Origin of the sequence: Brevibacterium sp. W7.2 (assembly GCF_018137945.1) — a bacterium.
GTDB lineage: Bacteria > Actinomycetota > Actinomycetes > Actinomycetales > Brevibacteriaceae > Brevibacterium > Brevibacterium sanguinis.
This window is the reverse complement of sequence record NZ_CP073089.1, coordinates 2,979,003-3,004,168: the sequence shown is the minus strand read 5'-3', so window position 1 is coordinate 3,004,168 and position 25,166 is coordinate 2,979,003. Positions and strand designations below refer to the sequence as shown.

19 protein-coding genes are annotated in these 25,166 nt (G+C 69.6%); 14 read left to right on the top strand and 5 right to left on the bottom strand.

Annotation, left to right across the window (positions count from 1 at the left end):
• Positions 1-102: 102 nt before the first annotated feature.
• Together nth and J9315_RS13535 are read left to right on the top strand one after the other, a co-directional pair.
• Positions 103-843, top strand: a complete 741-nt coding sequence (gene nth, locus J9315_RS13540) for an endonuclease III (RefSeq protein WP_211978045.1) — start codon at positions 103-105, stop codon at positions 841-843.
• Positions 840-1,613, top strand: a complete 774-nt coding sequence (locus tag J9315_RS13535; protein ID WP_249120904.1) for a CoA pyrophosphatase — start codon at positions 840-842, stop codon at positions 1,611-1,613. The genes nth and J9315_RS13535 overlap by 4 nt, the downstream gene beginning before the upstream one ends.
• Positions 1,614-1,978: 365 nt before the next feature.
• Here J9315_RS13535 and J9315_RS13530 read toward each other — a convergent pair whose 3' ends face one another.
• Positions 1,979-2,386 carry a phage holin family protein gene (locus tag J9315_RS13530; RefSeq protein WP_140955493.1) on the bottom strand — a complete coding sequence of 136 codons (408 nt, stop codon included), beginning with the start codon at positions 2,384-2,386 and terminating at the stop codon, positions 1,979-1,981.
• 114 nt (positions 2,387-2,500) lie between these two features.
• Complete coding sequence (gene acs, locus J9315_RS13525) at positions 2,501-4,435, bottom strand: acetate--CoA ligase (RefSeq protein ID WP_198500663.1); 1,935 nt, start codon at positions 4,433-4,435, stop codon at positions 2,501-2,503.
• A gap of 289 nt (positions 4,436-4,724) precedes the next feature.
• Here acs and J9315_RS13520 point away from each other — a divergent pair, with 289 nt between their 5' ends.
• The 6 genes from J9315_RS13520 to J9315_RS13495 all read left to right on the top strand — a co-directional run bounded on the left by J9315_RS13520 (position 4,725) and on the right by J9315_RS13495 (position 12,420).
• Positions 4,725-7,949 (top strand): hypothetical protein, encoded by a 3,225-nt coding sequence (locus J9315_RS13520; protein WP_211978044.1) that lies wholly within the window; start codon positions 4,725-4,727, stop codon positions 7,947-7,949.
• A 218-nt stretch (positions 7,950-8,167) separates the two neighbouring features.
• Positions 8,168-9,175, top strand: coding sequence for a septum site-determining protein Ssd (ssd, locus tag J9315_RS13515; protein WP_211978043.1), 1,008 nt, complete (start codon positions 8,168-8,170; stop codon positions 9,173-9,175).
• A complete protein-coding gene (locus J9315_RS13510) occupies positions 9,172-10,341 on the top strand; it encodes a TadA family conjugal transfer-associated ATPase (protein WP_211978042.1) in 1,170 nt (389 codons plus the stop codon). Before ssd ends, J9315_RS13510 begins: the two co-directional genes overlap by 4 nt.
• Positions 10,338-11,027: a type II secretion system F family protein gene (locus J9315_RS13505; RefSeq protein ID WP_198500666.1), complete on the top strand. Its 690-nt coding sequence runs from the start codon at positions 10,338-10,340 to the stop codon at positions 11,025-11,027. Before J9315_RS13510 ends, J9315_RS13505 begins: the two co-directional genes overlap by 4 nt.
• A 6-nt stretch (positions 11,028-11,033) precedes the next feature.
• Positions 11,034-11,681: a type II secretion system F family protein gene (locus J9315_RS13500; protein ID WP_198500667.1), complete on the top strand. Its 648-nt coding sequence runs from the start codon at positions 11,034-11,036 to the stop codon at positions 11,679-11,681.
• Between the two features lie 142 nt (positions 11,682-11,823).
• A complete protein-coding gene (locus J9315_RS13495) occupies positions 11,824-12,420 on the top strand; it encodes a GNAT family protein (RefSeq protein ID WP_198500668.1) in 597 nt (198 codons plus the stop codon).
• A 136-nt stretch (positions 12,421-12,556) separates the two neighbouring features.
• Here J9315_RS13495 and J9315_RS13490 read toward each other — a convergent pair whose 3' ends face one another.
• Entirely contained in the window at positions 12,557-13,915 is a 1,359-nt protein-coding gene (locus tag J9315_RS13490) for an MFS transporter (RefSeq protein ID WP_232623848.1), read from the bottom strand.
• Positions 13,916-14,129: 214 nt separating this feature from the next.
• Positions 14,130-15,164: an MBL fold metallo-hydrolase gene (locus J9315_RS13485; RefSeq protein ID WP_198500669.1), complete on the bottom strand. Its 1,035-nt coding sequence runs from the start codon at positions 15,162-15,164 to the stop codon at positions 14,130-14,132.
• A 99-nt stretch (positions 15,165-15,263) separates the two neighbouring features.
• Between J9315_RS13485 and J9315_RS13480 the strand changes: the two genes are divergently transcribed.
• From J9315_RS13480 to J9315_RS13465, 4 genes are all read left to right on the top strand, one after another.
• Positions 15,264-16,181: a LysR family transcriptional regulator gene (locus tag J9315_RS13480; RefSeq protein WP_198500670.1), complete on the top strand. Its 918-nt coding sequence runs from the start codon at positions 15,264-15,266 to the stop codon at positions 16,179-16,181.
• A 170-nt stretch (positions 16,182-16,351) separates the two neighbouring features.
• Positions 16,352-16,735 (top strand): DUF4244 domain-containing protein, encoded by a 384-nt coding sequence (locus J9315_RS13475; RefSeq protein ID WP_198500671.1) that lies wholly within the window; start codon positions 16,352-16,354, stop codon positions 16,733-16,735.
• A gap of 1 nt (position 16,736) precedes the next feature.
• A complete protein-coding gene (locus J9315_RS13470) occupies positions 16,737-17,108 on the top strand; it encodes a TadE family type IV pilus minor pilin (RefSeq protein WP_198500672.1) in 372 nt (123 codons plus the stop codon).
• A complete protein-coding gene (locus tag J9315_RS13465) occupies positions 17,105-17,422 on the top strand; it encodes an Rv3654c family TadE-like protein (protein ID WP_198500673.1) in 318 nt (105 codons plus the stop codon). Before J9315_RS13470 ends, J9315_RS13465 begins: the two co-directional genes overlap by 4 nt.
• Before the next feature lie 93 nt (positions 17,423-17,515).
• Here the strand turns inward: J9315_RS13465 and J9315_RS13460 are convergent, their stop codons facing one another.
• Entirely contained in the window at positions 17,516-19,792 is a 2,277-nt protein-coding gene (locus J9315_RS13460; protein ID WP_198500674.1) for a DEAD/DEAH box helicase, read from the bottom strand.
• Positions 19,793-19,833: 41 nt separating this feature from the next.
• Here J9315_RS13460 and J9315_RS17490 point away from each other — a divergent pair, with 41 nt between their 5' ends.
• Both J9315_RS17490 and topA read left to right on the top strand, forming a co-directional pair.
• The gene (locus tag J9315_RS17490) at positions 19,834-21,894 is read left to right on the top strand and encodes a class I SAM-dependent methyltransferase (RefSeq protein ID WP_232623849.1); all 2,061 of its coding nucleotides are present in this window, start codon (positions 19,834-19,836) and stop codon (positions 21,892-21,894) included.
• Between the two features lie 135 nt (positions 21,895-22,029).
• Positions 22,030-24,864, top strand: a complete 2,835-nt coding sequence (topA, locus tag J9315_RS13450; RefSeq protein ID WP_198500675.1) for a type I DNA topoisomerase — start codon at positions 22,030-22,032, stop codon at positions 24,862-24,864.
• The last annotated feature ends 302 nt before the right edge of the window (positions 24,865-25,166 follow it).

Here is a 25,166-nt window from a genome sequence, read left to right as displayed (position 1 = left end):
GAGGGTGTGTTGTCGTTTCCTGGAGACTGCCTCGCTTGGGTCCCCTTCATGTGTGAGCGGGACAACTGCGGTTTCGATTCCCGCGGATTAGGATGGTGAGTCGTGTTGACGGTGGCAGAGAAGAGCGCGCGGAAGTTCGCGAAGGAGACCCCGCTGGGGAAGAAGCGACGTGCCCGGAAGATGAACCGGATCCTCGCCGAGGTGTACCCCAACGCCCAGGTCGAACTCGACTTCGCGACCCCGTTCCAGCTCCTCATCGCCACCGTGCTCTCCGCGCAGACGACGGACATCCGCGTCAATTCGGTCACCCCCGGGCTCTTCGCCGCCTTCCCCGACGCGCACGCGCTCGCGGTGGCCAACCTCGGCGAGGTCGAGGAGCTCATCCATTCGACCGGGTTCTACCGGGCGAAGGCCCGCAACATCGTCAAGCTCGCCGGCGATCTCGTCGAGAAGTACGACGGTGAGGTGCCGCGGACGATGGAGGAGCTCGTCGAGCTCGCCGGCGTCGGACGGAAGACGGCGAACGTCGTCCTCGGCAACGCCTTCGACACCCCGGGCATCACCGTCGACACCCATATGGGCCGCCTCGCCCGCCGGTTCGGGTGGACGACGGAGACGGACCCGGTCAAAGCCGAAGAGGACATCGCCGGACTCTTCGAGACCAAGGACCTCACCCTGCTCTCGCACCGGGTGATCTTCCACGGCCGTCGCATCTGCCACTCCCGCAGGCCCGCGTGCGGAGCGTGCCCGCTCATGACCCTGTGCCCGTCGTTCGGCATCGGCGAACTCGACCCCGAGAAGGCCCGTGAGATGTTCCGGTACGAGATGGCGCCCTTGGCATGAGCGATTTCCTCCACGGGCTCCACGATGCCGACCGTACGGGATCGGGGTCGACCGGCGCCGAGGCGGCAGGCAGTGACAGCCCTGCCGACGCCGAGCTGCGCGACCAGCTCACCCGCCTCGCCGCCTCTAAGGGATCGCCGCTGTGGCTGCGCCGGGCGAAGGCCCGCGGCGATGCCGTCGTCCGCGACGCCGCCGTCCTCATGCTCTTCGGTCGCGGCGGGAAGCCTCGCACCGCCGCCGGACGCGACGTGCTGCCGGCTCTGGAGGACAAAGGCGTCGCCGACGTCGACCTCGTGCTCCTCCAGCGCGCGAGCACGCTGCGACACCACCCCGGTCAGGTCGCCTTCCCCGGGGGCGGACGCGATCCCGAGGACGACTCGCTCATCGCCGCAGCCCTGCGCGAAGCCGAAGAGGAGGCGGGCATCGTCCCCGCCAGCGTCGACGTCCTCGGCCAGCTCGAGCCGCTCTACATCCCGGTGAGCAAGTTCCAGGTCACCCCCGTCATCGGCTACTGGGCGGTGCCCGGCGTCGTCGCCGTCATGGACGAGGCCGAGTCCTATTCCGTCTACCGCGTCGCCATCGCAGACCTCGTCGCCCCGGCCAACCGCGGCAGCTTCTCCCGTCCCGACCTCGCGCTGACGACCCCCGCCTTCGACGTCGGCGTCTTCAAGGTGTGGGGCTTCACCGCCGGCATCCTCGACTTCGCCCTCGACGAGCTCGGCTGGGCCGTCGACTGGGACCGCGACGCCCACATCGACATTGACTTCTGAGGACGCGGTCTCGGGGGAGGGCTTCGCAGGCCCGGAGCCGCCTCGGTGGGTGGGCTCCACCGAAACGTCCCCGCGGGGACGTGGGTGGGCAAATGTCGTTCTGCTGGCGAAACGTCGTTCTGCCGGTCAGAGGTTTCGCGCTGACAGTGAATGATGGCGAAAAGTCGAAATGCCCCACAACTTGTCGACCGCGCGAGTACTTCTGGCCGACACGATCTCGGCGCTGCCGGCGAGTCGCGCAGGCAGTGCCTGCCGGACGCGACGCGAGGCGAACCCGGGTGGGACGCGAATGGCGCCGAGCTCCCGGGGGAGTCTCGGCGCCATTCGCCTGCTTGCTGTCGGTGCCCCGGTCGCGGGGCACCGGCTCAGTAGCGGGGGCCGGAGGGGTTCTTCAGGGCCCGCTTGACGGCGGCGACGAGTGCCTGCGCCGAGGCGATCGCCCCGCCGGGCACCGGGTTGCCCTTCTTGAGGATCGGCACCGCGATGAGCACAAGGATGATTGCGAGCACCGCGAGGATGCCGAAGATCATGAGGAAGCTTCCCCACCACGGCCATCCGAGTCCCTCACGGAACGCCGAGGCGCCGGCGAAGATCACCATGAACGATGACAGGAACAGGAAGAACAGGGCGACGAGCGCGAGTGCCGAACCGATGCCCAGATTCTTCGCACCGGCGGTGGCCTCGGCCTTCGCCAGGGCGAGCTCCTCCTCGGCGATCGCCTTGGAATCGTCGCCGATGTCCTTGATCAGTTCGCTGATCGACCTCTCGGCCATGAGTGCTCCTATCGACAGAACGGTGTGACAATCTTCCTTAAGAGTAGTCTCAACGTTCGTGCTCGCCAAAGACGTTGCGGACTGAATTCGGCCCGCGCCGATCCCACCGTCGGATCAGGACTTCGCCACCGATTCCTCGATGAGCTTCATCACCGAGGAATCGGCGAGGGTCGTGGCGTCCCCGACCTCGCGGTTCTCGGCGACATCCTTGAGCAGGCGCCGCATGATCTTGCCCGACCGGGTCTTCGGCAGCTCGGAGACGATGTGCACCTGCTTGGGCTTGGCGATCGGTCCGATCTCCTTGCCGACGAACTGGCGCAGCTCCTCGGCGGTCTCCGGGCTGTCCTCGACTCCGCCGACGGTGATGACGAACGCGATGACGGCCTGCCCGGTCGTGTCGTCGGCCGCACCGACGACCGCCGCCTCGGCGACGGAGGGATGGGCGACGAGCGCGGACTCGATCTCAGCGGTCGAGAGCCGATGGCCGGAGACGTTCATGACGTCATCGACCCGGCCGAGGAACCAGATGTCCCCGTCTTCGTCGCGGCGCGCCCCGTCACCGGCGAAGTACGTGTCGGGGAACCGCGACCAGTAGGTCTCCTTGAAGCGCTCGGGGTCCTTCCAGATCCCGCGCAGCATCGACGGCCACGGCTGGCGGATGACGAGGAGGCCGCCTTCGGGTCCGGCCGGGTTCTCACCGGTGTCGTCGACGACGTCGACGGCGATGCCGGGGATCGGACGCTGAGCCGACCCCGGTTTGGTCGCGAGCACGCCGGGCAGCGGCGCGATCATGTGGGCGCCGGTCTCCGTCTGCCACCACGTGTCGACGATCGGGCAGCGACCGCCGCCGATGACCCGGTTGTACCAGCGCCAGGCCTCGGGGTTGATCGGTTCGCCGACGCTGCCGAGCAGGCGCAGGCTGGACAGGTCGTACTTCGCGGGGATGTCCTCACCCCACTTCATGAACGTGCGGATCGCCGTCGGTGCCGCATAGAGGGTCGTCACCTTGTTCTTCTCGACGATCTCCCACCAGCGACCCTGATCGGGAGTGTCGGGGGTGCCTTCGTAGATCACCTGGGTCATGCCCATGGCCAGCGGGCCGTAGGCGACGTAGGAGTGTCCGGTGATCCATCCGACATCGGCGGTGCACCAGAAGACGTCGGTCTCCGGCTTCGCATCGAAGACGGCCTTCATCGTGTAGAGGACCTGCGTGAGGTATCCGCCCGAGGTGTGGAGGATGCCCTTGGGCTTGCCCGTCGTGCCGGAGGTGTAGAGGATGAACAGAGGGTTCTCCGCGTCGAAGAACTCCGCCTCGTGCTCGGGGCTCGCCTTCTCCACGGTGTCGTGCCACCACATGTCGCGGCCCTCGGTGAAGTCGACGTCCTGGCCGGTGCGGCGGACGACGAGGACGGATTCGACCGGGGTGTCTCCCGTCGACAGGGCCTCGTCGACGGCGGGTTTGAGGCTCGTCTCCTTCCCGCGACGGTAGCTGCCGTCGGCGGTGATGACGACCCGCGCCTCGGCGTCGATGATCCGCGAGCGCAGCGCATCGGCGGAGAACCCGCCGAAGACGACGGAATGAGCAGCGCCGAGGCGGGCCGACGCGAGCATCGCGATGACCGCTTCGGGAATCATCGGCAGGTAGATCGCCACGCGATCGCCGGCTTTGACGCCGAGCTCGGTGAGCGTGTTCGCCGCCTTCGACACCTCGGCGAGGAGCTCGGCATAGGTGTATTCACGGGAATCGCCGGGTTCGCCTTCGAACTTGATGGCGACCCGGTCGCCGTTGCCGGCGAGCACATGACGGTCGAGCGCGTTGTAGGCGACGTTGAGCTTGCCGTCGGCGAACCACTTCGCGAAGGGCGGATTCGACCAGTCGAGCACCTCGGTGAAGTCCTGCTGCCAATCGACGAGGTCACGCGACTGCTCCGCCCAGAACGCTTCGAAGTCGTCGGAACCGCGCTCATAGGCGTCTGCCTTGACGTTGGCTGCGGCCGCGAACTCCTCGGGCGGGGCGAAGGTTTCGGTCGCCTCGGTGCTGTCGGTCATGATTCCCTCCGGCTTCTTTGATGGAACGAAGATTCTCTCTGCACTGTATACCCGGGCCAGGCGGTGCGGTCACCGCCGTTCAGGCGCTGAACAGCGTCAGTCGGGGGTAGTCATCGGCACCCTGCTGTGCTAAGACTTGCCGGGTTCGCACGGTCGCCGGCGGTCGGACAAGGGGACTGTCGGTGTCGAATGACTGCACATGAGGGCCGAGGTCTGCAAGGATGGCCCTAGGCCTGCGGTGATGGACGCTGCAGACATGACCTTGTTCCCCGATCGACTGGAGCCCGCGATGAGTTCGCCGCAATACCCCAACGGCCAGGGAGTGCCGCCGTGGCATGACCAGAACGCGCCGAATGCAGGGCCGAACAATCAGCCGCCTGCGGGACAGGCGGGAGCCTACGGCGGTCAGCAGTTCGGCGGTCAGCCCGCCGGCGCCGGACAGTACGGTTCCGGCCCCGGACAGTACGGTCCCGGGCAGGGCGGTCAGCCGGGACAGTACGGTTCCGGACAGCCCGGAGCTGCCCAGGCCGGATCGGGTCAGTACGGATCTGCCCAGTACGGTTCCGGTCCATCAGCGTACGGGCCGCCCGCCGGCGGCCAGCCCGGTGCTCAGCCAGGGCCTTATGGCTCGGGCCCCTCCCAGTACGGGTCAGGTCCGGCTCAGTACGGTTCAGGACCGTCGCAGTACGGTGCGGGTCCGGGACAGTACGGCTCCGGACCGTCGCAGTACGGCTCCGGACCATCGCAGTACGGGTCGGGTCCCGCCCAGTTCGGGCCGGGAGCGCCCGGGCAGCAGCGACCACGGCGCTCGGGTCCCGGCCTCATCGGCCCGCTGACGCTGCGTGATCTCTTCCTGCTCTTCGCGGGACTGCTCGCTCTCATCGTTCTCTTCGTCCCGTTCAAGAGGTTCGAGTTCATCCCGCTGCCGCTGTGGTCGTGGAACATCGATGCGATGGGCACTCTCGTCTTCAATGTGCTCGCGATCCTCCTCATCGTCGCGGCGGTGCTCGTCAACAAGCTCGGCAACGGCGGCCTGCGGGTCGGATCGCTCGGTATCGACCAGTTCATCTCCGTGCTCGCCGCCGTCGCGTTCACGTACGCGTTCGTCGATCTCGTCACCTCGGTGCCGTACTGGCATGTCGGTGCCTACCTCGCGTTCTTCGCCGCTCTCGTGGCGTTCTTCGCCGGGGTCTTCACGATGCTGCCGTTCTTCGGCAAGGAATTCGACGCGCGCGAGAGCGTCCAGGCGCACCCCAAGGCGCGACCGGTGGGCAAGCGGGCACAGCACCCGGCTCCCCAGGCCAATGTGCCCGGCGCTCAGGCTGCCGCATTCGGCAGCGCACCCGGCCAGGACGGCTGGGGCGCACAGGGCCAGCCGGGACCGCAGGGTCAGTTCGGTGCGCAGGGCCAGTTCGGTGGACAGGGCCAGGAGCAGGTTGGTGGCCAGTCGGGTCAGTTCGACAGCCAGTCCGGGTCGGGCTCATTCGACCCCCAGGGCCAGCAGCAGTTCACCGCGGATCCCACGGCACACGGACAGGGATACGGTGCCACCGGCGCCTCCGACCAGCCGGGGTATTCCGCCCAGCCCACCGGCGGCGAACAGGGACACGCAGGGCGTCACTCCTACCCGTCGTCGGACTACAGCGGTTCCGCGGGGCGGTCGGATTCGTCCTTCGCCCCGCCGGCTGCCGGATCCGAGGAGCAGTCGGTGCAGAGCACCGGGTCGGGACAGACCTACCTCGGCGCTCAGCATCCGCGCGATCCTCAGCATTCGCAGAGCGAGCCGACCCAGACCTTCGGGTTCGGTGCGCAGCGCGAGGAGGAGTCGTGGGAATCGGAGACCGTGGTCTCGGACGAACCGCTCGTCGGCGATGATCCGACCGGTGCCGGGGCCGCCGGAACCGACGGTCGCGCAACCGACGCCGGCCAGGGTGACCGCCGTGATTCCGGCCAGGATGACCACCGTGGCTCCGACAATGCCGGTGTCGCCGCAGGTGCGTCAGTAGCCGCCGGGGCTGCCGGTGCGGCAGTCGCTGCCGGGGCCGCCTCGACGCGATCCGGCGACGTCTCGACGAGTGACAGCGCCGGAGCAGACGGTGTGCCTGCCGACCGGGCTGCCTCGGAAGCCGGCACCGCCGACCGTGGTGGTGCCGACAGTGCTGTCTCTGACGGTGCTGTCGCGGGCGGCGACACCTCGGATCGGTCCGCCGAGCGCGGACCCGATGACACCGTCGCGATCAGCAAGGCCGTGAGGAACGACGATTCGGCGGACGCCGGCTCGGAGCGGATCACCTCGGTGTCCGAACGTCGCCGCGGACGCCACGCCGCACCTGACGCGGACTCGGCCACGACCGCCTCGGCGACAGGAGAATCGGCCACGTCAGGGTCGGCCTCGACGGCCACCGAGGCGGCACGCGGCACCGGGCAGACGGATGCGGAGAGGTCGGCGACGGCCACGAGCTACGAATCCGCAGGGGACCGAACGCCCGCTGATTCCGAGACCACCGCAGCGGCCCGGTTCGCCGACGGCAACACCGTGGCCTCCTCGACAGCGACCGGCGAGGACGAGCCGGGTCCCGGTCCGATGGGGATCTTCGTCGGCGGCCCCGGCGGTGTGACCGAGGAGAGCACCGAGACGACCGTCGTCGACGAGACGGCGACCCCGGACGGCGATGAGACGAACATCCGCACGACGGAGGCGACCGTCGTCACCGCTGACGGACACATCGATGAGGCGCCCGGCGCCGATCCGACCGGCACCGATGTCGCCGACGACCGCCGGTCGTCGGACTCCTCGAGCTCCGCGACGGGAGCTGCCGGCGCGACGACCGCGGCCGCGGGCGGCTCCGCAGGTGGAGACTCGGCGACAGCTGGCCCGTCGGCCGGCACGGACGCCGATGTCACCCGGGATGATGACGCGACTGCGCGATTCGACGCGGCCGCCGTCCGGGACGTTGCCGCATCCGGTGGCGACCGCACCGCAACCGCGGGCACGGACGCTGATCGCACGGAAACCGCGGGCACCGACTCTGCCCGCACGGAAGCCGGGGCGGACACTGCCCGCACGGACACCACCCGCTCCGCCGCCCCGAGCGAGCGCGACGGTGCTGCTGGCAGCGGAAGCAGCGAGCGGACGACTCCGCCCGACTCGGACGAGCCGACGCAGTACGTGCCGATGGCGAACTACCGGGAGGACTCCGACAGGGACGCCCGCACCGGTGCGCCTGCGGCCGGCACGGGTGCCTCGTCTGCCGACTCGGCGTCGACCGATGCGGCTGCCTCGAGCGACCGCAGCGGTGCGGACGAGGGTGAGCGGGGGGTCATCCAGGCCTTCTGGTTCGCCGTGCCCGAGCCGCGGGAGGCCGTCGACGAGAAGACCGGCCTGCCGGTCTTCACGATCTACCCCGGCGAATGGTTCCTCGCGCTCGAGGATCGCGGAACGACGTTCACGGTCCGCGATTCCGACGGCAAGGAGGGCCTGCTGCGCAACATCGAGGGCATCCAGCGCGGCTGACTCGTGTGCTGGGCCTGTGGACGGGCCCAGCGCACAGCGCGGGTCGATCCCGCCCGGGCCGTCCACGCTCAGCGCCGTCACCAGTGGTGATGCGCGCATCGTCGCCGAAGGGGCGGCTCCTGTGACTCAGATGCACAGGAGCCGCCCCTTCTCCGCTCTGTCCACAGGCCCACTCCCGACCCTGGCGGGGAGGGGACCGCCGGGGGCAGGCTGTGCGCATGCAGATCGCCCTCATCACCAACCTCGGCGCCATCACCGAGGAGTGCGCCCGCGTTGCCGAGAGCATCGGCATCGAGCTCACGGTGCTGCCACCGGACTCCGGCGGCTGGCAGGGCGCGGCGCTCATCCTCCTCGGCGAGGACGTCCGCGAGGTCCCCATGACCGACCGCGCCGACCGCATCCTCGTCGTCCTCGACGGAGACGAACCCGCATCGGCCTGGCGGCGAGCCGCGACCCTCGGCGTCGAACAGCTCGCGATGCTGCCCTCGGCCGCGGAATGGCTGAGCCAGCGGATCATCGCCGCCGTCGAGCCCCCGGTCACTCCCGGGGTGACCGTCGGCATCGTCGCCGGCTGCGGGGGAGCGGGCGCCTCGGTGCTCGCCAGCGCCCTGGCCAGACGCGCCGCGAAGGAGGTCTCGACGGTCCTCGTCGACGCCGACCCGCTCGGCGGCGGACTCGACCTCGTCCTCGGCGCCGAACAGGTGCCCGGCCCTCGCTGGGCGGACCTCAGCGCCTCCCGCGGCCAGCTGCGCCCCTCGGCGCTGCGCCACGCCCTGCCCGTCCACGACGGACTCGCGATCCTCTCCTGGGGACGCGATGACACCCTCGATCTCGCCCCGGAGGTGTTCGACGACGTCCTCGCTGCCGCCGGTCAGGCCTTCGATCTCGTCATCGTCGACCTGCCTCGCCACGCACCGCCGCAGTGGACGCGGCGCTGCCACCACGTCCTCCTCGTCGCCCCCGCTCGGGTCCGCTCCGCGGTCGCCGCCTCACAGGTGGCCAAACGGCTCTCCCACTCGCACCCGGATGTGCGCCTCGTCGTCCGGGAGACCGGAGCCGGCGGCCTCGACTCCGACCTCCTCGCCGACTCGATCGGACTCGGTCTGGCCGGCAGCATCCGCGACGATCGCGGACTCTCCGCCGCCGTCGACCGCGGTGAGGGCATCCCCGGCGGGGCGCGCCTGGGCCGCCTCGTCGATCGGCTCCTCGGGGAGTGGGTCGGATGAGCGAATGGCTCGACGCCTCCCTCGTCGCCGAGGTCCGCAAGACCCTGCTCGACAATCCCGGACCGGTGACGACCGCCGCCGTCGCCGAGGCGGTCCAGCGCACCGGCCGGGTGCTCGGTTCGGCGGCCCTCCTCGATCTCGTCACCCGCCTGTCCGCGCAGCTGTCCGGTGCCGGTCCGCTCCAGGCCGTGCTCGAGGTGCCCGGCACCACCGACGTCTTCGTCAACGGCCCGCGTGAGATCTTCGCCGACACCGGATCCGGGCCGACCAGCCTCGACCTCTCCCTCGGCTCCGAGGACGACGTGCGCTCGCTCGCGGTGCGCCTGGCCGCGCTCGGCGGGCGTCGCCTCGACGATTCGAGTCCGTTCGTCGATGTCCGCTTGCCCGACGGGGTGCGGATGAACGCGATCGTCCCCCCGATCTCCGGGGACCACACGACGATCTCCTTCCGGGTGCCTCGACGGTCCGGGTTCACCGTCGCTGACCTCCTCGGCGACGGCTTCATCCCGGCCGCCGTGCACGACCTCCTCGCCGAGGCGGTGCGCTCGCGGGCGAACATCCTCATCTCCGGGGGCACGGGCACCGGCAAGACCGTCCTCCTCGGCGCGCTCCTCGGACTCGTCGACCCCGCCCACCGGATCGTCGTCGTCGAGGACTCCCGCGAGCTCATCATCGGCCACGGTCATGTCGTCCAGCTCTCGGCCCGGCAGGCCAATGTCGAGGGCGGGGGCGAGGTCACGCTCACCGATCTCGTCCGCAACGCCCTGCGGATGCGTCCGGACCGCCTCGTCGTCGGGGAGTGCCGCGGTCCGGAGGTCAGGGACATGCTCACCGCGCTCAACACCGGGCACGAAGGCGGGTGCGCGACGATCCACGCGAACACCGCCGAGGCGGTCCCCAGTCGCCTGGCCGCGCTCGGGGCGCTCGCGGGGATGAGTCCGCAGGCCGTCCATGCGCAGTTCGCGACCGCGATCGACCTCGTCGTCCACCTCCGCCGGGTCGGCTCCGACCGCGGGCTCACCGAGCTGGCGATCCCGACCGGGCCGGAGGGGGAGACGATGACGATGGAACCGGTGTGGGGTCGACCCTCCCCGCGGTCGGCCGGGGAGTTCAACCGGCGTGCGCTCGCCCGCTTCGAAGCCGTCCTCGAGACGCGGTCGGCATGATCGTCCTCACCGTCGCCGTGCTCATCGCCGCCGGGATCGTGCTCGCGGCCCCACCCGATCCGCGGGCGCGCTTGGCCCAGCTCCTGGCGGCAGACCCTCGCCGAGGCGGCCCGCCGGGACCGCGATCACTGGCGCGGCGCGGACGGGAGGAGGCCGAGGCCGACCAGCTGTGGGCGATCGGGGCGGTGGAGAGCTGCGCGCATCTGCTCAAGGTGGGGATGACCCCGCAGGCGGTGATGGCGACGCTGGCCGGGCAGGACGATCGCCTTCGTCCGATCTCCCGGGCGATCGCGCTCGGTGACGATCCCGGGCGGGCGATCGCCGCCCGCGGTCAGGGTCTGCCCGCCGCGGCCGCCGAGGTGCTCACCGGGATGGCTGCGGTGTGGACGGTCTCTGAGCGGTCGGGGGCGCCCGCGGCCGACATGATCCTCCGCTACGCCGCTGCTCAGCGGGATGCCCTCGATGCGAGCCGGGAGCGGCGGATCGCGATGGCCGGACCCCGTGCCACCGTGCGGGTCCTCAGCTGGCTTCCCCTCATCGGCATGGGCCTCGGCCTGCTCATCGGCGTCCGCCCGCTCGCGCTCCTCACCGGTCTGCCGGGGCAGCTGAGCATCGGCGGCGGCATCGTCCTCTACGCGCTCGGCCGGTGGTGGATGATGCGGATGATGACCCGGGCGGAGCGCTGAGGGACGATGGCTGCGATCCTCGTCGGACTCCTCGTCGCCGCGGCCGTGCTGCTGTGGACCGCCCGCCCCGCGGGACGGCTGGAGATGCTGCTCAGCGGTGGTGTCCGGGCGGGCCGCCGGTCCGGTCCCGGTCCTGGGACGACCGGTCTGACGGCCGGTCAGACGGCCGGTGGGGCTGCCTCGGCGAGGAGCGGGGACGGGGGCACCGCCTCGGCGAATGAGCGGACCGCGGTCGCCGACGAACAGCTCGCATTCGACCTCGACCTCGTCGCGATCTGCCTCACCGCCGGACTGCCGATCCCTGTGGCGCTCACCCTCACCGCCGAGGCGACGGGCGACCGGTCGGGGCTGCTGCGGATCGCACGGGCGAAGACGATCGGCGGTGACGACCTGTCCGAGGACGACCGGCTGCGACCGGTCCTCGACGTCTTCGTCTTCTCCGAGCACACCGGGGTCGGACCGGCCCCGCTCATCGAAGCCGTCGCCGGGGAGCTGCGGGACTCCTCACGGCGCAGGCGGCAGGAAGCGGCCGCCGCACTCGGGGTGCGCCTCGTCGTGCCGCTCGGCGTGTGCATCCTGCCGGCGTTCCTCCTCCTCTCCGTCGTGCCCGTCGTCATCTCCCTGCTGACCGATCTCACCTCGGTGTTCTTCTGACTCGGTGCCGGGGCAGACAGTTTCGCTCAGCGGTTCATCGTGGACTCCTGCGCCAGTGATCCATGCGCCGGTGATCCACGCGGTGGGGGACGCGGCTCGCAGCTGGATCGGACCCCTCGGAAGCTCTTGATAAGGTCGCCCCATGCCTTCAGTTCCACCGTTCCACTGCCTTGACGATGTCGACGAGGCCGCACAGTACGCGCAGAGCCTCTTCGCCGGGCAGTCCGTTCGGCTGCGTCCCCTGCGCGAGGAGGACCTGCCGTACCTTGAACAGTGGTGGTTCGATCCCGCAATCGTCGTGCTTCAGAATGCCACCGTTCTGCCGCGACCCGAAGGTGCGGTGTCTGAGCAGTTCCTGCAGTGGAGTGCGAATACCGACAGCAGCTCCGTGGGCTTCAGCATCGAGCTCATCGAGAGTGGTGAGTTCATCGGTCACGTCACGCTATTCGGGCGCAACGCCATCAACCAATCCGCCACCCTGGCGATCATCCTCGGACCTGAATTCCACGGGCGCGGCTATGGCACCGACGCCGTCCGTCTGACCCTGCGTTACGGCTTCCTGCAGCTGGGACTAAACCGTGTCGAGCTGCGCACCTGGGCCTTCAACACTCGCGGGATCGCCGCATACGCGAACGCCGGATTCGTCGAAGAGGGCCGCCTGCGCGAGGCGGTGTTCTTCAACGGCCGCCGCCACGACGAGGTCATCATGGCGATCCTGCGCGACGACTGGTCCGGCTGACTCGCAAGAATGTTTCTGGGCGCAGCTGCCGGTCCGAGGGGGCGTCCCGGGATCGGGACGCCCCCTCGGACCGGCAGCTGACGAGGTTCGGCGGCAGGGCACCTGAAGCGTGAGCCGCCGGCCTCTGATGCCGACCTCAGCGCTTGATGCCGTGGCGGTCCATCGTCACCGGTCGCGAGGTGTGCACCATTGCCGGGCCGGACTTCGGGGCGACGATGAGCGAGAGGACCGTGATGAGCGCGACGACGATCCACAGGAAGCCCAGCGGCAGGACGCTGCCGGCGAAGGCGACGGCCAGGGCCGCTGCGACGGTCGGGGCGAGCCCGCCGAGGGTCGAGGCGATGTTGTAGACCAGCGCGGTGCCCGTGAAGCGCACGGCCGTCGGCAGGCGCCGGGCGATGAAGGCCGCGAACGGTCCGTAGAGAGCGCCCTGGATGATGACGTTGCCGAGCACGATCGCGAGCACGAAGCCCCACACGGTGCCGTTGCTGAGCATGAGGAGGATGGGGATCGCGAGGACGCCGCCGGCGATGGCGCCCATCATCAGCACCTTCGTCGTGCCGATCCGGTCGCTGAGGCGGGCGAAGAGGACCGTGGTGAGCATGAGGCCGAGCGCTCCGCCGGCCTTGAGGTAGAGGGAGTCGGAGACGTCGACGCCGTTCTGGGTGGCCAGGGCGAGACCGTAGACGGTGACGATCTGCTGGGTGAAGACCATCGAGGTGTAGACGCCGACACCGATGAGGATCGTCTTCAGGTGCTTGCTGAAGACGTCGAGGATCGGCAGGCGCTTCTCCTTCTTCTCCTCCTCGAGCTGCTCGAACAGCGGCGACTCGGTGACCTTGAGGCGGATGATGAACGCGGCGACGACGAGGACAGCGCTGAGGAGGAACGGCACGCGCCATCCCCAGACGAGGAAGTCATCGCCGGAGATGACGGCGGTCGTCGCGACGACGAGGGCGGCGAGCACGGTGCCCGCGGGACCGCCGGAGACGGCGATCGCGCCGGCGAAGGCGCGGCTCTTCTCCGGGGCGTGCTCGACGGCCATGAGGGCGGCTCCGGTCATCTCACCGCCGACGGCGATGCCCTGGAGGACGCGGAGGAAGACGAGGGCGAAGACACCGAAGTAGTTGCCGTCCTGCGTCGTCGGCAGCAGGCCGATGCCCACCGAGGCGACGCCGATGAGGGCGAGGGTGAAGACGAGGATCGGCTTGCGTCCGATCTTGTCGCCGAAGTGACCGAGGATGATGCCGCCGAGCGGACGGATGAGGTAGCCGACGGCGAGCGTGGAGAACGACGCGAGCAGCGCCCCCTGCGGGCCGAGACCGGAGAAGAAGAGCGGCCCGAAGACGAGGCTGGCCGCCGTCGCGTAGAGCATGAAGTCGTAGTACTCGAGCATCGTCCCCATGAAGCCGGAGGCGAGCACGGTGCGCACTTCCTTGGGGTCCGGGGTGTGTGCGGGCGGATTTTCGGGCAGGGGTGCAGAGGGCTGGGTCACGGGATTCTCCTCGGATCGTGCGGAATTCTCTGCCAGGAGTGCAGATCGTCGAACGTGCAGGCAGGCATCGGCGCAGGGTGGAGCGTCAGCGCGGTGTGCGGCGACGGTGCGGGTGCGGTGGCCCGGTGGTGCGGCCGGTCAGTGGTGCGCTGGGTCGGCACCGTCGTGATGGTGATCCGGAGTCGCTCGCCGAGGTGGCGGCTCCGAACCGGTGTCAGCGCAGGATGAACTCGTCTCGGTCGTGTGGGATGGATGCCCGCGAGTTCCGAACCGCGGACAGCTGCGCCTGGATGCTCGACCGGTTGTTACCGGGAACGATGTGATGGAGGAGGAGCTGCTTGGCTGAAGCGGAGTCAGCCACCCTCAGTGCATCGGCGACAGTCGTGTGGGACCTCAGGTGGTGGGCCCGTGAGGCGCGGGCGACGGGGTCGGTCGGCGAGCCGTGGACGGCGTCGATCCACTCTTCGTCGATCGCCTCGTGGAGGAGGATGTCGGCATTGTCGGCGAGCGCGATCATGTTCGGGGTGAACGTCGTATCCCCGGAGATCGCAACGACGCCGTCATCGGTCTCGATGCGGAAGCCGAACGCCGGTGCCACGGGTGGGTGGAGTGCCAGGGTGGCGAGGACTCGGACGCGATCGTCCTCGTAGATCGCGAACGGTCTGATCTCCGGGGCCGGATCGTCATCGGGGTGATAGCCGATGGTCGTGGGCACCGCGATGTCGGAGGCGGTGAAGAGCTGCTTCGCGGTGGGTTTGAGCCCGTCGAGGTAGCGGTCGTTGAGGTCGGTGGCGAAGGCGCGGAAGAGCAGGTCGACCATGTCTGCGGTGCCCGGCGTCGGCTTCTCCGGGTAGAGCGGGGTGCGGGCGGCCGTGCCGTCGGACGCTGCGGCGTGCTCCGACAGAGGAGGGGGTGTGCCGCGGTCACCGGGGCCGATGATACGGATCGGGTCGCTGTTCTCGCTCTTGGCTTCGTAGCTGCTGAAGAGGAGCAGGCTCGGGAGGGCGGCGACATGGTCGGAGTGGAGGTGGGTGAGGAACATCGCCCGCATCCGCTCCATCGGCAGGCCCGCCCGGACGAGGTTGCGGCCGGTGCCCGAGCCGGCGTCGATGAGGTAGAAGGCGTCGCCGACGACGACGGCGGTCGCAATGCCCGAGGGCTCTTCGGAGGCGGTGGCCGGCCACCAGCGGGGTCCGCCTGCCACGCCCAGGGTGATGACGCGGGTGGCAGTGGAGCTGGTGGATGGCATGGTGGTGACCTCTCGTCGGTGTCGGGGTTTCATCCAGTGTGGCCGAGGTCATAAAATTGATCCAATTAATTAAATGTCGAACGCACATAGGGAATCTCAATGAGCGACATCACGCTGCGCCAGCTCGAATACTTCCTCGCCGCCCTCGACGACGGGTCGATCACGGCTGCGGCGCGCACGTGCAGCGTCACGCAGGCGACGGTGTCGACGGCGCTCAACGAACTCGAGCGGGCCGTGGGCACCCGTCTGCTCGTGCGCAGTCGCACGGCCGGGGTTCGGCCGACGAGCGCGGGGACGGCCCTGGTGTCGCGGGCCCGGGCGATGCTCGATCTGGCCCGCGAGATCCCCGACGTCGCCATGGGGGACCAGTCGACGATCGTCGGTTCGGTCCGGGTCGGGTGCATCTTCCCGCTCGGGCCGTATCTGCTGCCGCAGCTGATCAGTGATTTCGCCGAGGCGCATCCCGGGTTGGACATCTCATTCACCGAAGGGGCGACCGGGGATCTGCGGCGAGAGCTCGACGTCGGTCGCCTCGATCTCGTCCTCACCTTCGGCGGTCAGCTTCCGCCGACGGTGCCGGCGCAGGAGATCGCGAGCTTCCGCCAGGTGATCCTCCTCGCGGCCGACCATCCGCTGGCCGGCCGCAAGGAGATCGCCTTCCGCGAGGTCGCCGAGATGCCGGTCATCCTCTTCAACCAGCCGCCGTCGCGGGACAGGGTCGAGGCGATGATCCGCGGGGCCGGAGTCGAGCCCGATGTCCGCTGGGAGAGTGCGAGTCCGGAGACGGTGCGCGGACTTGTGCGCCGGGGGCTGGGCTATTCGGTGGGCAACATCGGCTCGGAGGCCGAGGGCCGGGACTCCGACGACGGCATCGCCTACATCCCCATCGATGATCCTCAGGCGCCGAACTCGATCGTCGCCGTCTACGAGACCGGGCATCCGGTGCCGCGGCGGGTGAGCAGCATCGTCGACTACTTCATCGAGCAGAGTCCGACCTGGGAGTGGCTCGCGTACTGACTTGCGTGCAGTCGCCTGTGGACGAGTCGCGAACTCGTGTGCGCTGGGCCTGTGGACGCTCGAGCGGAGTCCACAGGGGTGTTCTCGGGCCTCGACCTCCGCGGTGCTCGCTGACCAGTCTGGAGGTCCGTCCGCGCAGAGTGTGCGGAACCGTCCTCGAGGAGGAGACCATGAGCACAGACACCACCGGCACAGACACATTCCGCACAGGCACCGCGCCGACTTATCCCGCGTGGGGGAGTGGACCCGCACCGGCGGCCGGCGGCGATTCCGTCGGTTCCGGGACGAGCGCCGACACCGCGTCGTCGCTCGAATCGGCGCCGCGAACCGACCGCCTGCCGGCCGACCACTCCGGAGCGGATGACCACCTCGACGGTGCGCTGCGGGCAGACGCGGGGTGGGGTGCCGACACCGGGGCGACGACGGCGGAGTACGCGATCACCACGCTCGCGGCCTGCGGCTTCGCCGCGCTTCTCGTCGTCATCCTCAAATCGGAGCCGATCAAGGAACTCGTCACCGGCGTCATCCAGGCAGCCCTCGGCCTCGGCGCCTGACATGCGCGCGCCCGGGTCCCGCGGTCACGACGACGCCGGCACGGCGACCGCGGAGTTCGCCGTCGTCCTCCCGGCCCTCGTGTTGCTCGTCGTCGTGCTCGCGGGAGCCGCCGCCGTGGGATTCTCCCAGCTGAGAGCCTTCGACGCCGCGCGGTCGGCCGCACGTGAGATCGCTCGCGGCGAACCGCGGGCCGCCGTCGTCGACGAGGCGAAGAAGCACGCGGGTACGTCCTCGACGGTCACCGTCGGCACCGACGGCGGGTATGCGACCGTGACCGTGACGATCGCCCTGCCCGACGCGATCTTCTTCCTCGACGAGGTCAGCGCCGAGGCGACGGCGCGTTCCGAGGGCGGACGGGGAGACGGGTCATGACGAACATCGTCATCGGGCTGTGCGGGATGATCGTCGCCTTCGTCACGGCGATCGGGGCCCTCAGCCAGGCGTTCGTCGCCCACAGCACGGCTCAGGCCGCCGCCGATCTCGCAGCGCTTGCCGCCGCGGACGCCGCGCGGGGTCTGACCACCGGCGACCCCTGCGAGACGGCGAAGGAGGTGGCCGAGCGCAACGGTGCGACGCTGCGGGACTGTCGGGCCTCGAGCGCGCAGCAGAGTGCGTTCGTCGAGGTCGACGTCGACATCCCCGGTCCTCTGCCGGCGGTGCGGGAGGAGGCTGTGGCGGGACGGTAGGGAATGGGCTGTCGTTGCGGGGCCCTGGCGTCGGGTGCGGGCGACCGCGACCTCAGGTGTCGATGACAGCGTCCGGTGTCGACGCCGGTGGCCTCAGTCGAGGACGCCGCGGAGCAGGCGCAGGGCGGCCGCCTTGTCGAGCGGTTCGTTGCCGTTGCCGCACTTCGGCGACTGCACACACGACGGGCAGCCGTCGACGCACTCACAGGCCGCGATCGCATCCCGGGTGGCGCCGAGCCACTCCTCGATGACCTCGCTGCCGCGCTCGGAGAATCCGGCCCCGCCGGCCAGTCCGTCGTAGACGAAGACCGTGGCCATGCCGGTGTCGGCGTGCAGCGCCGTCGAGACCCCGCCGATGTCCCAGCGGTCGCACCCGGCGAAGAGCGGCAGCAGGCCGATCGAGGCGTGCTCGGCGGCATGGACGGCTCCGGGCAGATCGGCCTTGAGGACCTCCGTCTCCTCGAGGAGAGCCTGCGGGATCGTCCACCACACCGCCGAGGTCCGCAGGGTGCGCTCGGGCAGGTCGAGGTCGTGTTCGGCGATGATCGCACCACCGCGCTTCGCCCGCATCCGGTAGGCGATGACCTCATCGGTGACGTCGACGGTGCCGCTGGCCACGGTCACCCCCGACGGCAGGGTGCGCTGGGAGGCGGTGTCGACGATGGAGATCTCCGTCGTCGACCGCGGCTGCGTCGTGTAGTCGACCTCGGCGCGCTCGATGAACGCGACTCTCTCGTCGAGATCGAGGTCGGCGACAAGGAAGTCCGTGCCCTGATGCGTGTAGACGGCTCCCGGGTGGGCACCGGTGTGCGCGCCCGCCTCGTCGACGGTGCCGAGCAGCGTTCCCGTGCTCGCCTCGACGAGGCGGAACTGACCGCCGCCGGTGCCGCGGATGTCGGCGAGGTCGGTGGCGGGCATGTCCTTGGCCCAGAACCACCCGGCAGGCCTTGCCCGCAGCATCTTCCGTTCGACGAGGTCGTCGACGACCTCGGCGGCATTGTCGGGGAAATGGGCGAGGTCGGCCGGTGTCAGCGGCACCTCGGCCGCGGCCGCGCACAGATGCCCGCTGAGGACATACGGGTTTCCGGGGTTGATGACCCCGGCATCGACGGGAGCGTCGAAGATGACCTCCGGGTGGTGGACGACGTACGTGTCAAGCGGGTCGTCCCGGGCGATGAAGACGGCCATCCACTTCTGTCCGGCCCGGCCCGCACGGCCGGCCTGCTGCCACAGCGAGGCCAGAGTGCCGGGCCAGCCGGAGATGATGACGAGGTCGAGTCCGGAGATGTCGATGCCGAGTTCGAGGGCATTCGTCGATGCCACCGCGAGCAGACGCCCCGACCGCAGAGCCGCCTCCAAGGCGCGGCGCTCCTCCGCGAGGTATCCGCCGCGATAGGCGGCGACCTTGCCGGTCAGGGAGTCATCGACGGCTCCCACCTGCTCGCGGACCGTTGACGCCAGCGCCTCCGAGCCGCGGCGGGAGGCGATGAACGCGATCGAGCGGAAGCCTGCGCACATCGCGTCGGTGAGGACGTCGGCCGCCTCGGCGAGTCCGCTGCGACGATCACCGTCGGGTGACACCGGCGGCTCCCACAGCGCGAAGCTGCCCGCGGCACGCGGGGAGGCGTCCTCGGTCACCGGGTGCGCCGGCCGCCCGGTCAGCCGCGCGAACGCCGCATCCGGCTGCGCCATCGTCGCCGAGGCGCCGATGACGACCGGATGCGCGCCGTAGTGAGCGGCGATGCGCAGGAGCCGCCTGAGGATGAGCGCGACATGGGAGCCGAACACGCCGCGATACCGATGGGCCTCGTCGACGATGATGAAGCGCAGGGACTTGAACAGCCGGGCGAAGCGCTCGTGCTGGGGAAGGATCCCGCGGTGGAGCATGTCCGGGTTGGTGAAGATGATGTTCGCGTGCCGGCGCGCCCAGTCCTTGGCCGCCTGCGACGTGTCGCCGTCATACGCCGCCGGGCGGACACCGCGGACGATGAGCTGCTCGAGCTTCGTCAGCTGATCGGCGGCGAGTGCCTTCGTCGGAGCGATGTAGATCGCCGAGGAGGTCCGCAGACCCTCCCGCGTCGTCTGGATCGACTCGAGCACCGGCAGCCAGAATCCGAGCGACTTGCCCGAGGCGGTGGGGGTGGCGATGACGACGTCCTCGCCGTCACGGGCCGCCTGCGCCGCCTCGACCTGATGCCGCCACGGGCGGTCGACGCCGATCGCGTGGGTCGCGTGCCGCAACTCCTCATCGACCCACTCCGGCCAGTCCGACTCGTGTTCGAACCGCTGTGGAATATCGCGGGTGTGGACGATCCGATCGTCCCTGACACCGAACCCGGAGACGATGTCGTGGAGAGGGGAATCGGCCATGATCCCAGTATGGCGCAGTCGCCTGTGACTAGGATTCACCTGTGACCGAAGAGACAGCAGATGTGAGCCGCACCCCCGACGTTCGCGATACCCCTGACGTTCGTGACACCCCGGACAGTCGTGACAACTCTGACAGCCGTGCCACCACTGTGGTGGGGAACCGCGGTGACGGGAGCGGGACTCCGTCCCTGAGCGCCGAGCAGCGTGCCGGCGCGGAACGGCTCGGTGCTGCGCTCTATGCGGCGGGGTACACCGAGCCTCGGCTGCGGCAGTTCTGGGGAGGACCCGTCTCCGACGCGCTCGCCCGCAACAACGCAGCCCCCGCCCTCCGCCACTGCCGGCAGGTACTCAGGGCGAGGGGCGCGGACACCGGGCCCGGTGGCGGCACGGACTCGCCGAGCAGCTCAGACTCGCCGAGCGGCGCGGGTGAGGCTTCCGCCACGGAGGCGGCGTCGGCGGACCTGTCGTTCGACGAGCGGCTCGCCGTGCTCGCGCTCACCTTCCTCCTCCGCGACACTCTGCCGACCGCCCTTCTCGAGGCGGCGCTCGGCGCAGCCGACTGTGCGACAGCATTCGACCTCGGCCTCCTCGCTGACGCCTCCGGTCCGGGCACCGGCGATGACCGAGACCGGGACTCCTCCACACGGGACGCCTCCGCCTCATTCGTCACCGCCCCGTTCGCCGTCGCCCCGTTCGACCTTCCCGTCGGCGTCCCGCGCGGTCTGCGACCGGGGGATGAGAACCTCTACCTCGTCAGCGACCACGGCACCCTGACCAGCCCGGACGTCCTCGACGGTGACTTCGTCCTCGGCGTCGGGGGCGCGGGACGGACACTTGTCTCTCTCACCCCGCGCGACCACGTCGCGCTCGCCGCAGACATCGGCACCGGCTGCGGCATCCAGGCACTCCTCCTCGCCCGGCATGCCGACCGCGTCATCGCCACCGACATCTCCGCCCGTGCCCTGCACCTGACCGCACTCGGCGCCGCGCTCAACGGGGTCACCAACCTCGACCTGCGTCAGGGATCGCTGCTCGACCCCATCGACAGCACCGTCGACCTCCTCGTGTCGAATCCGCCGTTCGTCATCACCCCGCGCGGTGCGGAGGCCGATGCAGCGCTGCCCGCGTTCGACTACCGGGACGGCGGGATGCGCGCCGACCGGCTCGTCCGGGAGCTCTTCACCGAGATCCCCTCCGTCCTTGCCCCCGGCGGTCGAGCCGTGTGCCTGGGCAACTGGGAGGTCACGCCCGATTCGACGAGCGGTCCGGAGACCTGGGTCAGCAGCACTGCCGACGGGACTCGCGAGCCCACCGCCTCCCACGACACCACCACTGCGACTGCTGCCTCCCATGACACCGCCACTGCCACCCCAGCCAGGGACTCCCGCGACACCTCTACCGCGGCCGCGGAGACCTCCGTGTTCGTCATCGAACGCGAGATCCTCGACCCCGTCACCTACGCCGAGACCTGGATCCGCGACGGCGGCATCCCCCGCGCGAGTGCCGAGTGGAACGCAGCCACCTCGGCGTGGTTGGACGACTTCGCCTCCCGGAAGGTCACGGAGATCGTCTTCGGCTACGTCCTCATGCACCGGGCAGATAACGATTCCTCATCACTTTCCCCGCAGGCCACCGGCACTACCCTGGGTCGGACCGACCTCGCCGAGGCGGGGGCTGTGCCGGCGTTCCGCGCGCGGGTGCGCATCACCTCGGCGCCGGCGACGAACCCCCACGGAATCGGCGCGTTCGTCCAGACGATCCACGAACTCGGTGCCTGGGCGGAGTCCGCCGGTGACGAGGAGATCGCGGCCACCGCATTCACCCGCTCACCCGACCTCGTCGAGCATCGGCACTTCGTGCCGGGGGAGACGGACCCGACGTCGATCACCGTCGAACAGGGCATCGGCTTCGGACGCGTCATCGACGTCGACACGGCCCTGGCCGGGTTCCTCTCCGTCGCCGACGGCAGTCTCACTCTGCGCCAGACCGCCGCGGCGCTCGCCCAGCTCCTCGGCGTCGACGAGGCGGCGCTGGGGAACCAGCTCATCGCCCAGGTCAGAGGGCTGGTCGCGGCCGGCATGCTGCTTCCCGGCGGCGATTGACACGACGGGACGCGGATGCCACAGTATGGGCCACCGCCAACGCACCCCGGGAAGAACCCGGACAACAACAGTGTTACATTGGCTCGGATCGACCATCTCGTCGATCACCCCGTGCCCCGAAAGGAATGAGTGAGCGTGGCCACAACCGAGAAGAAGCCCCGTCGTCTCGTCATCGTCGAGTCCCCGACGAAGGCGCGCACGATCGTCGGGTACCTCGGCGACGGCTACGACGTCGAGGCCTCAGTCGGACACATCCGCGACCTCCCGACGCCGTCGGAGCTGCCCGCCGACATGAAGAAGGGGCCGTACGGGAAGTTCGCCGTCGACGTCGACAACGGCTTCGACCCCTACTATCGTGTCGATCCGGGCAAGAAGAAGAAGGTCACGGAACTCAAGCGCCTGCTCAAGGACGCCGACGAACTCTTCCTCGCCACCGATGAGGACCGCGAGGGCGAAGCCATCGCGTGGCACCTCAAAGAGGTGCTCAAGCCGAAGATCCCCGTCAAGCGGATGGTCTTCCACGAGATCACCCCCGAGGCGATCTCCCGGGCACTCGAGAACACCCGCGAGATCGACATCGACCTCGTCGACGCGCAGGAGACCCGCCGCGTCCTCGACCGCCTCTACGGATACGAGGTCTCCCCGGTGCTGTGGCGCAAGGTCCGCGCCGGCCTGTCCGCCGGCCGCGTCCAGTCGGTCGCGACCCGGCTCGTCGTCGAACGCGAACGCGAGCGCATGGCGTTCGTCTCCGCCGACTACTGGGACCTCGACGTCGATCTCGGACTGCCCGACGGGTCGAACCCGTTCGCCGCGAACCTCACGACCCTCGACGGGTCGCGGGTGGCCAGCGGTCGCGACTTCAACGACAAGGGCGAGCTGAAGACCAAGTCCGCCGTCGTCGTCGACCAGGCGAAGGCCGAAGAGCTCGCAACCCTGCTCGCGGGGCCGGCGAAGAACGCGCTGACCGTCTCCGGCGTCGAATCGAAGCCGTACTCGCGGCGGCCCGCCGCCCCGTTCACGACCTCGACGATGCAGCAGGAGGCCGGCCGCAAGCTGCGGATGAGCGCCCGCCAGGCGATGCGCACCGCCCAGTCGCTCTACGAGCACGGCTACATCACCTATATGCGCACCGACTCCTCGGCGCTGTCCGGGCAGGCGATCGCCGCGGCCCGACGCCAGGTCACCGAGCTCTACGGTCCGGAGTACGTCCCGCAGTCCCCGCGCCAGTACGCGAGCAAGCAGAAGTCCGCGCAGGAGGCCCACGAGGCGATCCGTCCCGCCGGAGACTCGTTCCGCACGCCTGCGCAGGTGGCGAAGTCGCTCAGCGGCGACGAGTTCCGTCTCTACGACCTCATCTGGAAGCGCACCGTGGCCAGTCAGATGGCCGACGCGAAGGGCTCGACGGCGACGATCAAGGTCGCAGCCGACCTCGGCGACGGCCATGAGGCAGGTTTCAGCGCCTCGGGCACCGTCATCACCTTCCGCGGCTTCCTCGCCGCCTACGAGGAGGGTCAGGACGCGAGCCGCTACGACACGAAGTCCGGCGAATCCCGCCTGCCGCAGGTCGAGCAGGGCCAGAAGCTCTCCGTCGTCAAGGTCGCCGCCGACGGTCACACGACCGCCCCGCCGCCGCGCTTCACCGAGGCGAGCCTCGTCAAGCAGCTCGAAGAGCTCGGCATCGGCCGCCCCTCGACGTACGCCTCGATCATCTCGGTCATCCAGGACCGCGGCTACGTCACCTCCCGCGGCAATGCGCTCGTGCCGAGCTGGCTGGCGTTCTCCGTCGTCCGCCTGCTCGAAGATCACTTCACCGAACTCGTCGACTACGAATTCACCGCCGATCTCGAATCCGAACTCGACCGCATCGCGATGGGCGAAGAGGATCGCAAGGCCTGGCTGGCCCGGTTCTACTTCGGCGGGAAGGGCCTCGACCGCGAGGGTCTCAAGGAGATCGTCGACGACCTCGGCGAGATCGACGCCCGCGAAGTCAACACGGTGCGCATCAGCGACGGCGTCGCCCTGCGCGTGGGACGCTACGGCCCGTACCTCGAGGTCACCTCGGGGGTCGAGGGCGAGGACCCGAAGCGCGTGTCGATTCCCGACGATCTCGCTCCCGATGAGCTCACCGCCGCCAAGGCTGCCGAACTCATCGAGAACCAGGGCGACGGCGACCGTGAACTCGGTGTCGACCCGGAGACCGGGCACACGATCGTGGCGAAGAACGGCCGGTTCGGCCCCTACGTCACCGAGGTGCTGCCCGAGTCCGAGGAGAAGCCCAAGCGCGGCGCGAAGAAGCCCAAGCCGCGCACCGGTTCGCTCTTCAAGTCGATGGACGTCGGCACGATCGACCTCGAGACCGCGCTCAAGCTGCTCAGCCTGCCCCGCATCGTCGGCCAGGACGAGGAGGGCACGGACATCACGGTGCAGAACGGCCGGTACGGCCCGTACCTGAAGAAGGGCACGGATTCGCGGTCGCTGACCGATGAGGAGCAGATCTTCACGATCACCCTCGAGGAGGCGCTGAAGATCTACTCGGAGCCGAAGCAGCGCGGCGGACGCACGGCCAAGCCCCCGCTCAAGGAACTCGGCGAGGACCCGGAGACGAAGAAGCCGATGGTCGTCAAGGACGGTCGCTTCGGCCCCTACGTCACCGACGGGGAGACGAACGCGACCCTGCGCAAGGATGACGACGTCGAGTCGATCACTCCAGCGCGTGGCGCCGAACTCCTCGCCGAGAAGCGTGCGAAGGGCCCGGCGAAGAAGAAGGCACCGGCGAAGAAGGCTCCCGCCAAGAAGACGGCGGCGAAGAAGACGACTGCAGCCAAGACGACCGCGGCGAAGAAGTCGACGACGGCGAAGACCACCGCGGCGAAGACAACTGCGGCGAAGAAGTCGACGACGTCACGGACCACGGCGGCGAAGAAGACCACGGCTTCGAAGACGACTGCGGCCAAGCCGAAGACCCCCTGAGCCGGGCGGCCTGAGGCCGGCGGCGAGGCAGGACTCCTCGAGTCAGGCGACTGCTCTGCGTTCTGCGCGTGCGAGAGCCCCTGGGTGCGTTCCCGGGGGCTCTTCACATGCTCAGCGGTCGGCGGACCGCCGAAGAGCGGCCTCACATCGAAGGTGTGCCGCATCGACGGTGATTGTGTGCCAGCTCCAAGGTGAAATCGGAGCTGATTCCACCCTGAACCTGGCGCACAATCCGGCTGACTGCCAGTGGGCAGTAGGAAACTCTGCGGCGTAAAGGGCTATTGCACTGTATAACGAATGTC

What these genes read in the sequence shown, in the direction of transcription:
- J9315_RS13535 (WP_249120904.1), top strand. Translation starts at nt 840, where the DNA reads ATGAGCGATTTCCTCCACGGGCTCCACGATGCCGACCGTACGGGATCG.
- J9315_RS13530 (WP_140955493.1), bottom strand. Translation starts at nt 2,386, where the DNA reads ATGGCCGAGAGGTCGATCAGCGAACTGATCAAGGACATCGGCGACGAT.
- acs (WP_198500663.1), bottom strand. Translation starts at nt 4,435, where the DNA reads ATGACCGACAGCACCGAGGCGACCGAAACCTTCGCCCCGCCCGAGGAG.
- J9315_RS13520 (WP_211978044.1), top strand. Translation starts at nt 4,725, where the DNA reads ATGAGTTCGCCGCAATACCCCAACGGCCAGGGAGTGCCGCCGTGGCAT.
- ssd (WP_211978043.1), top strand. Translation starts at nt 8,168, where the DNA reads ATGCAGATCGCCCTCATCACCAACCTCGGCGCCATCACCGAGGAGTGC.
- J9315_RS13510 (WP_211978042.1), top strand. Translation starts at nt 9,172, where the DNA reads ATGAGCGAATGGCTCGACGCCTCCCTCGTCGCCGAGGTCCGCAAGACC.
- J9315_RS13505 (WP_198500666.1), top strand. Translation starts at nt 10,338, where the DNA reads ATGATCGTCCTCACCGTCGCCGTGCTCATCGCCGCCGGGATCGTGCTC.
- J9315_RS13500 (WP_198500667.1), top strand. Translation starts at nt 11,034, where the DNA reads ATGGCTGCGATCCTCGTCGGACTCCTCGTCGCCGCGGCCGTGCTGCTG.
- J9315_RS13495 (WP_198500668.1), top strand. Translation starts at nt 11,824, where the DNA reads ATGCCTTCAGTTCCACCGTTCCACTGCCTTGACGATGTCGACGAGGCC.
- J9315_RS13485 (WP_198500669.1), bottom strand. Translation starts at nt 15,164, where the DNA reads ATGCCATCCACCAGCTCCACTGCCACCCGCGTCATCACCCTGGGCGTG.
- J9315_RS13480 (WP_198500670.1), top strand. Translation starts at nt 15,264, where the DNA reads ATGAGCGACATCACGCTGCGCCAGCTCGAATACTTCCTCGCCGCCCTC.
- J9315_RS13475 (WP_198500671.1), top strand. Translation starts at nt 16,352, where the DNA reads ATGAGCACAGACACCACCGGCACAGACACATTCCGCACAGGCACCGCG.
- J9315_RS13470 (WP_198500672.1), top strand. Translation starts at nt 16,737, where the DNA reads ATGCGCGCGCCCGGGTCCCGCGGTCACGACGACGCCGGCACGGCGACC.
- J9315_RS13465 (WP_198500673.1), top strand. Translation starts at nt 17,105, where the DNA reads ATGACGAACATCGTCATCGGGCTGTGCGGGATGATCGTCGCCTTCGTC.
- J9315_RS13460 (WP_198500674.1), bottom strand. Translation starts at nt 19,792, where the DNA reads ATGGCCGATTCCCCTCTCCACGACATCGTCTCCGGGTTCGGTGTCAGG.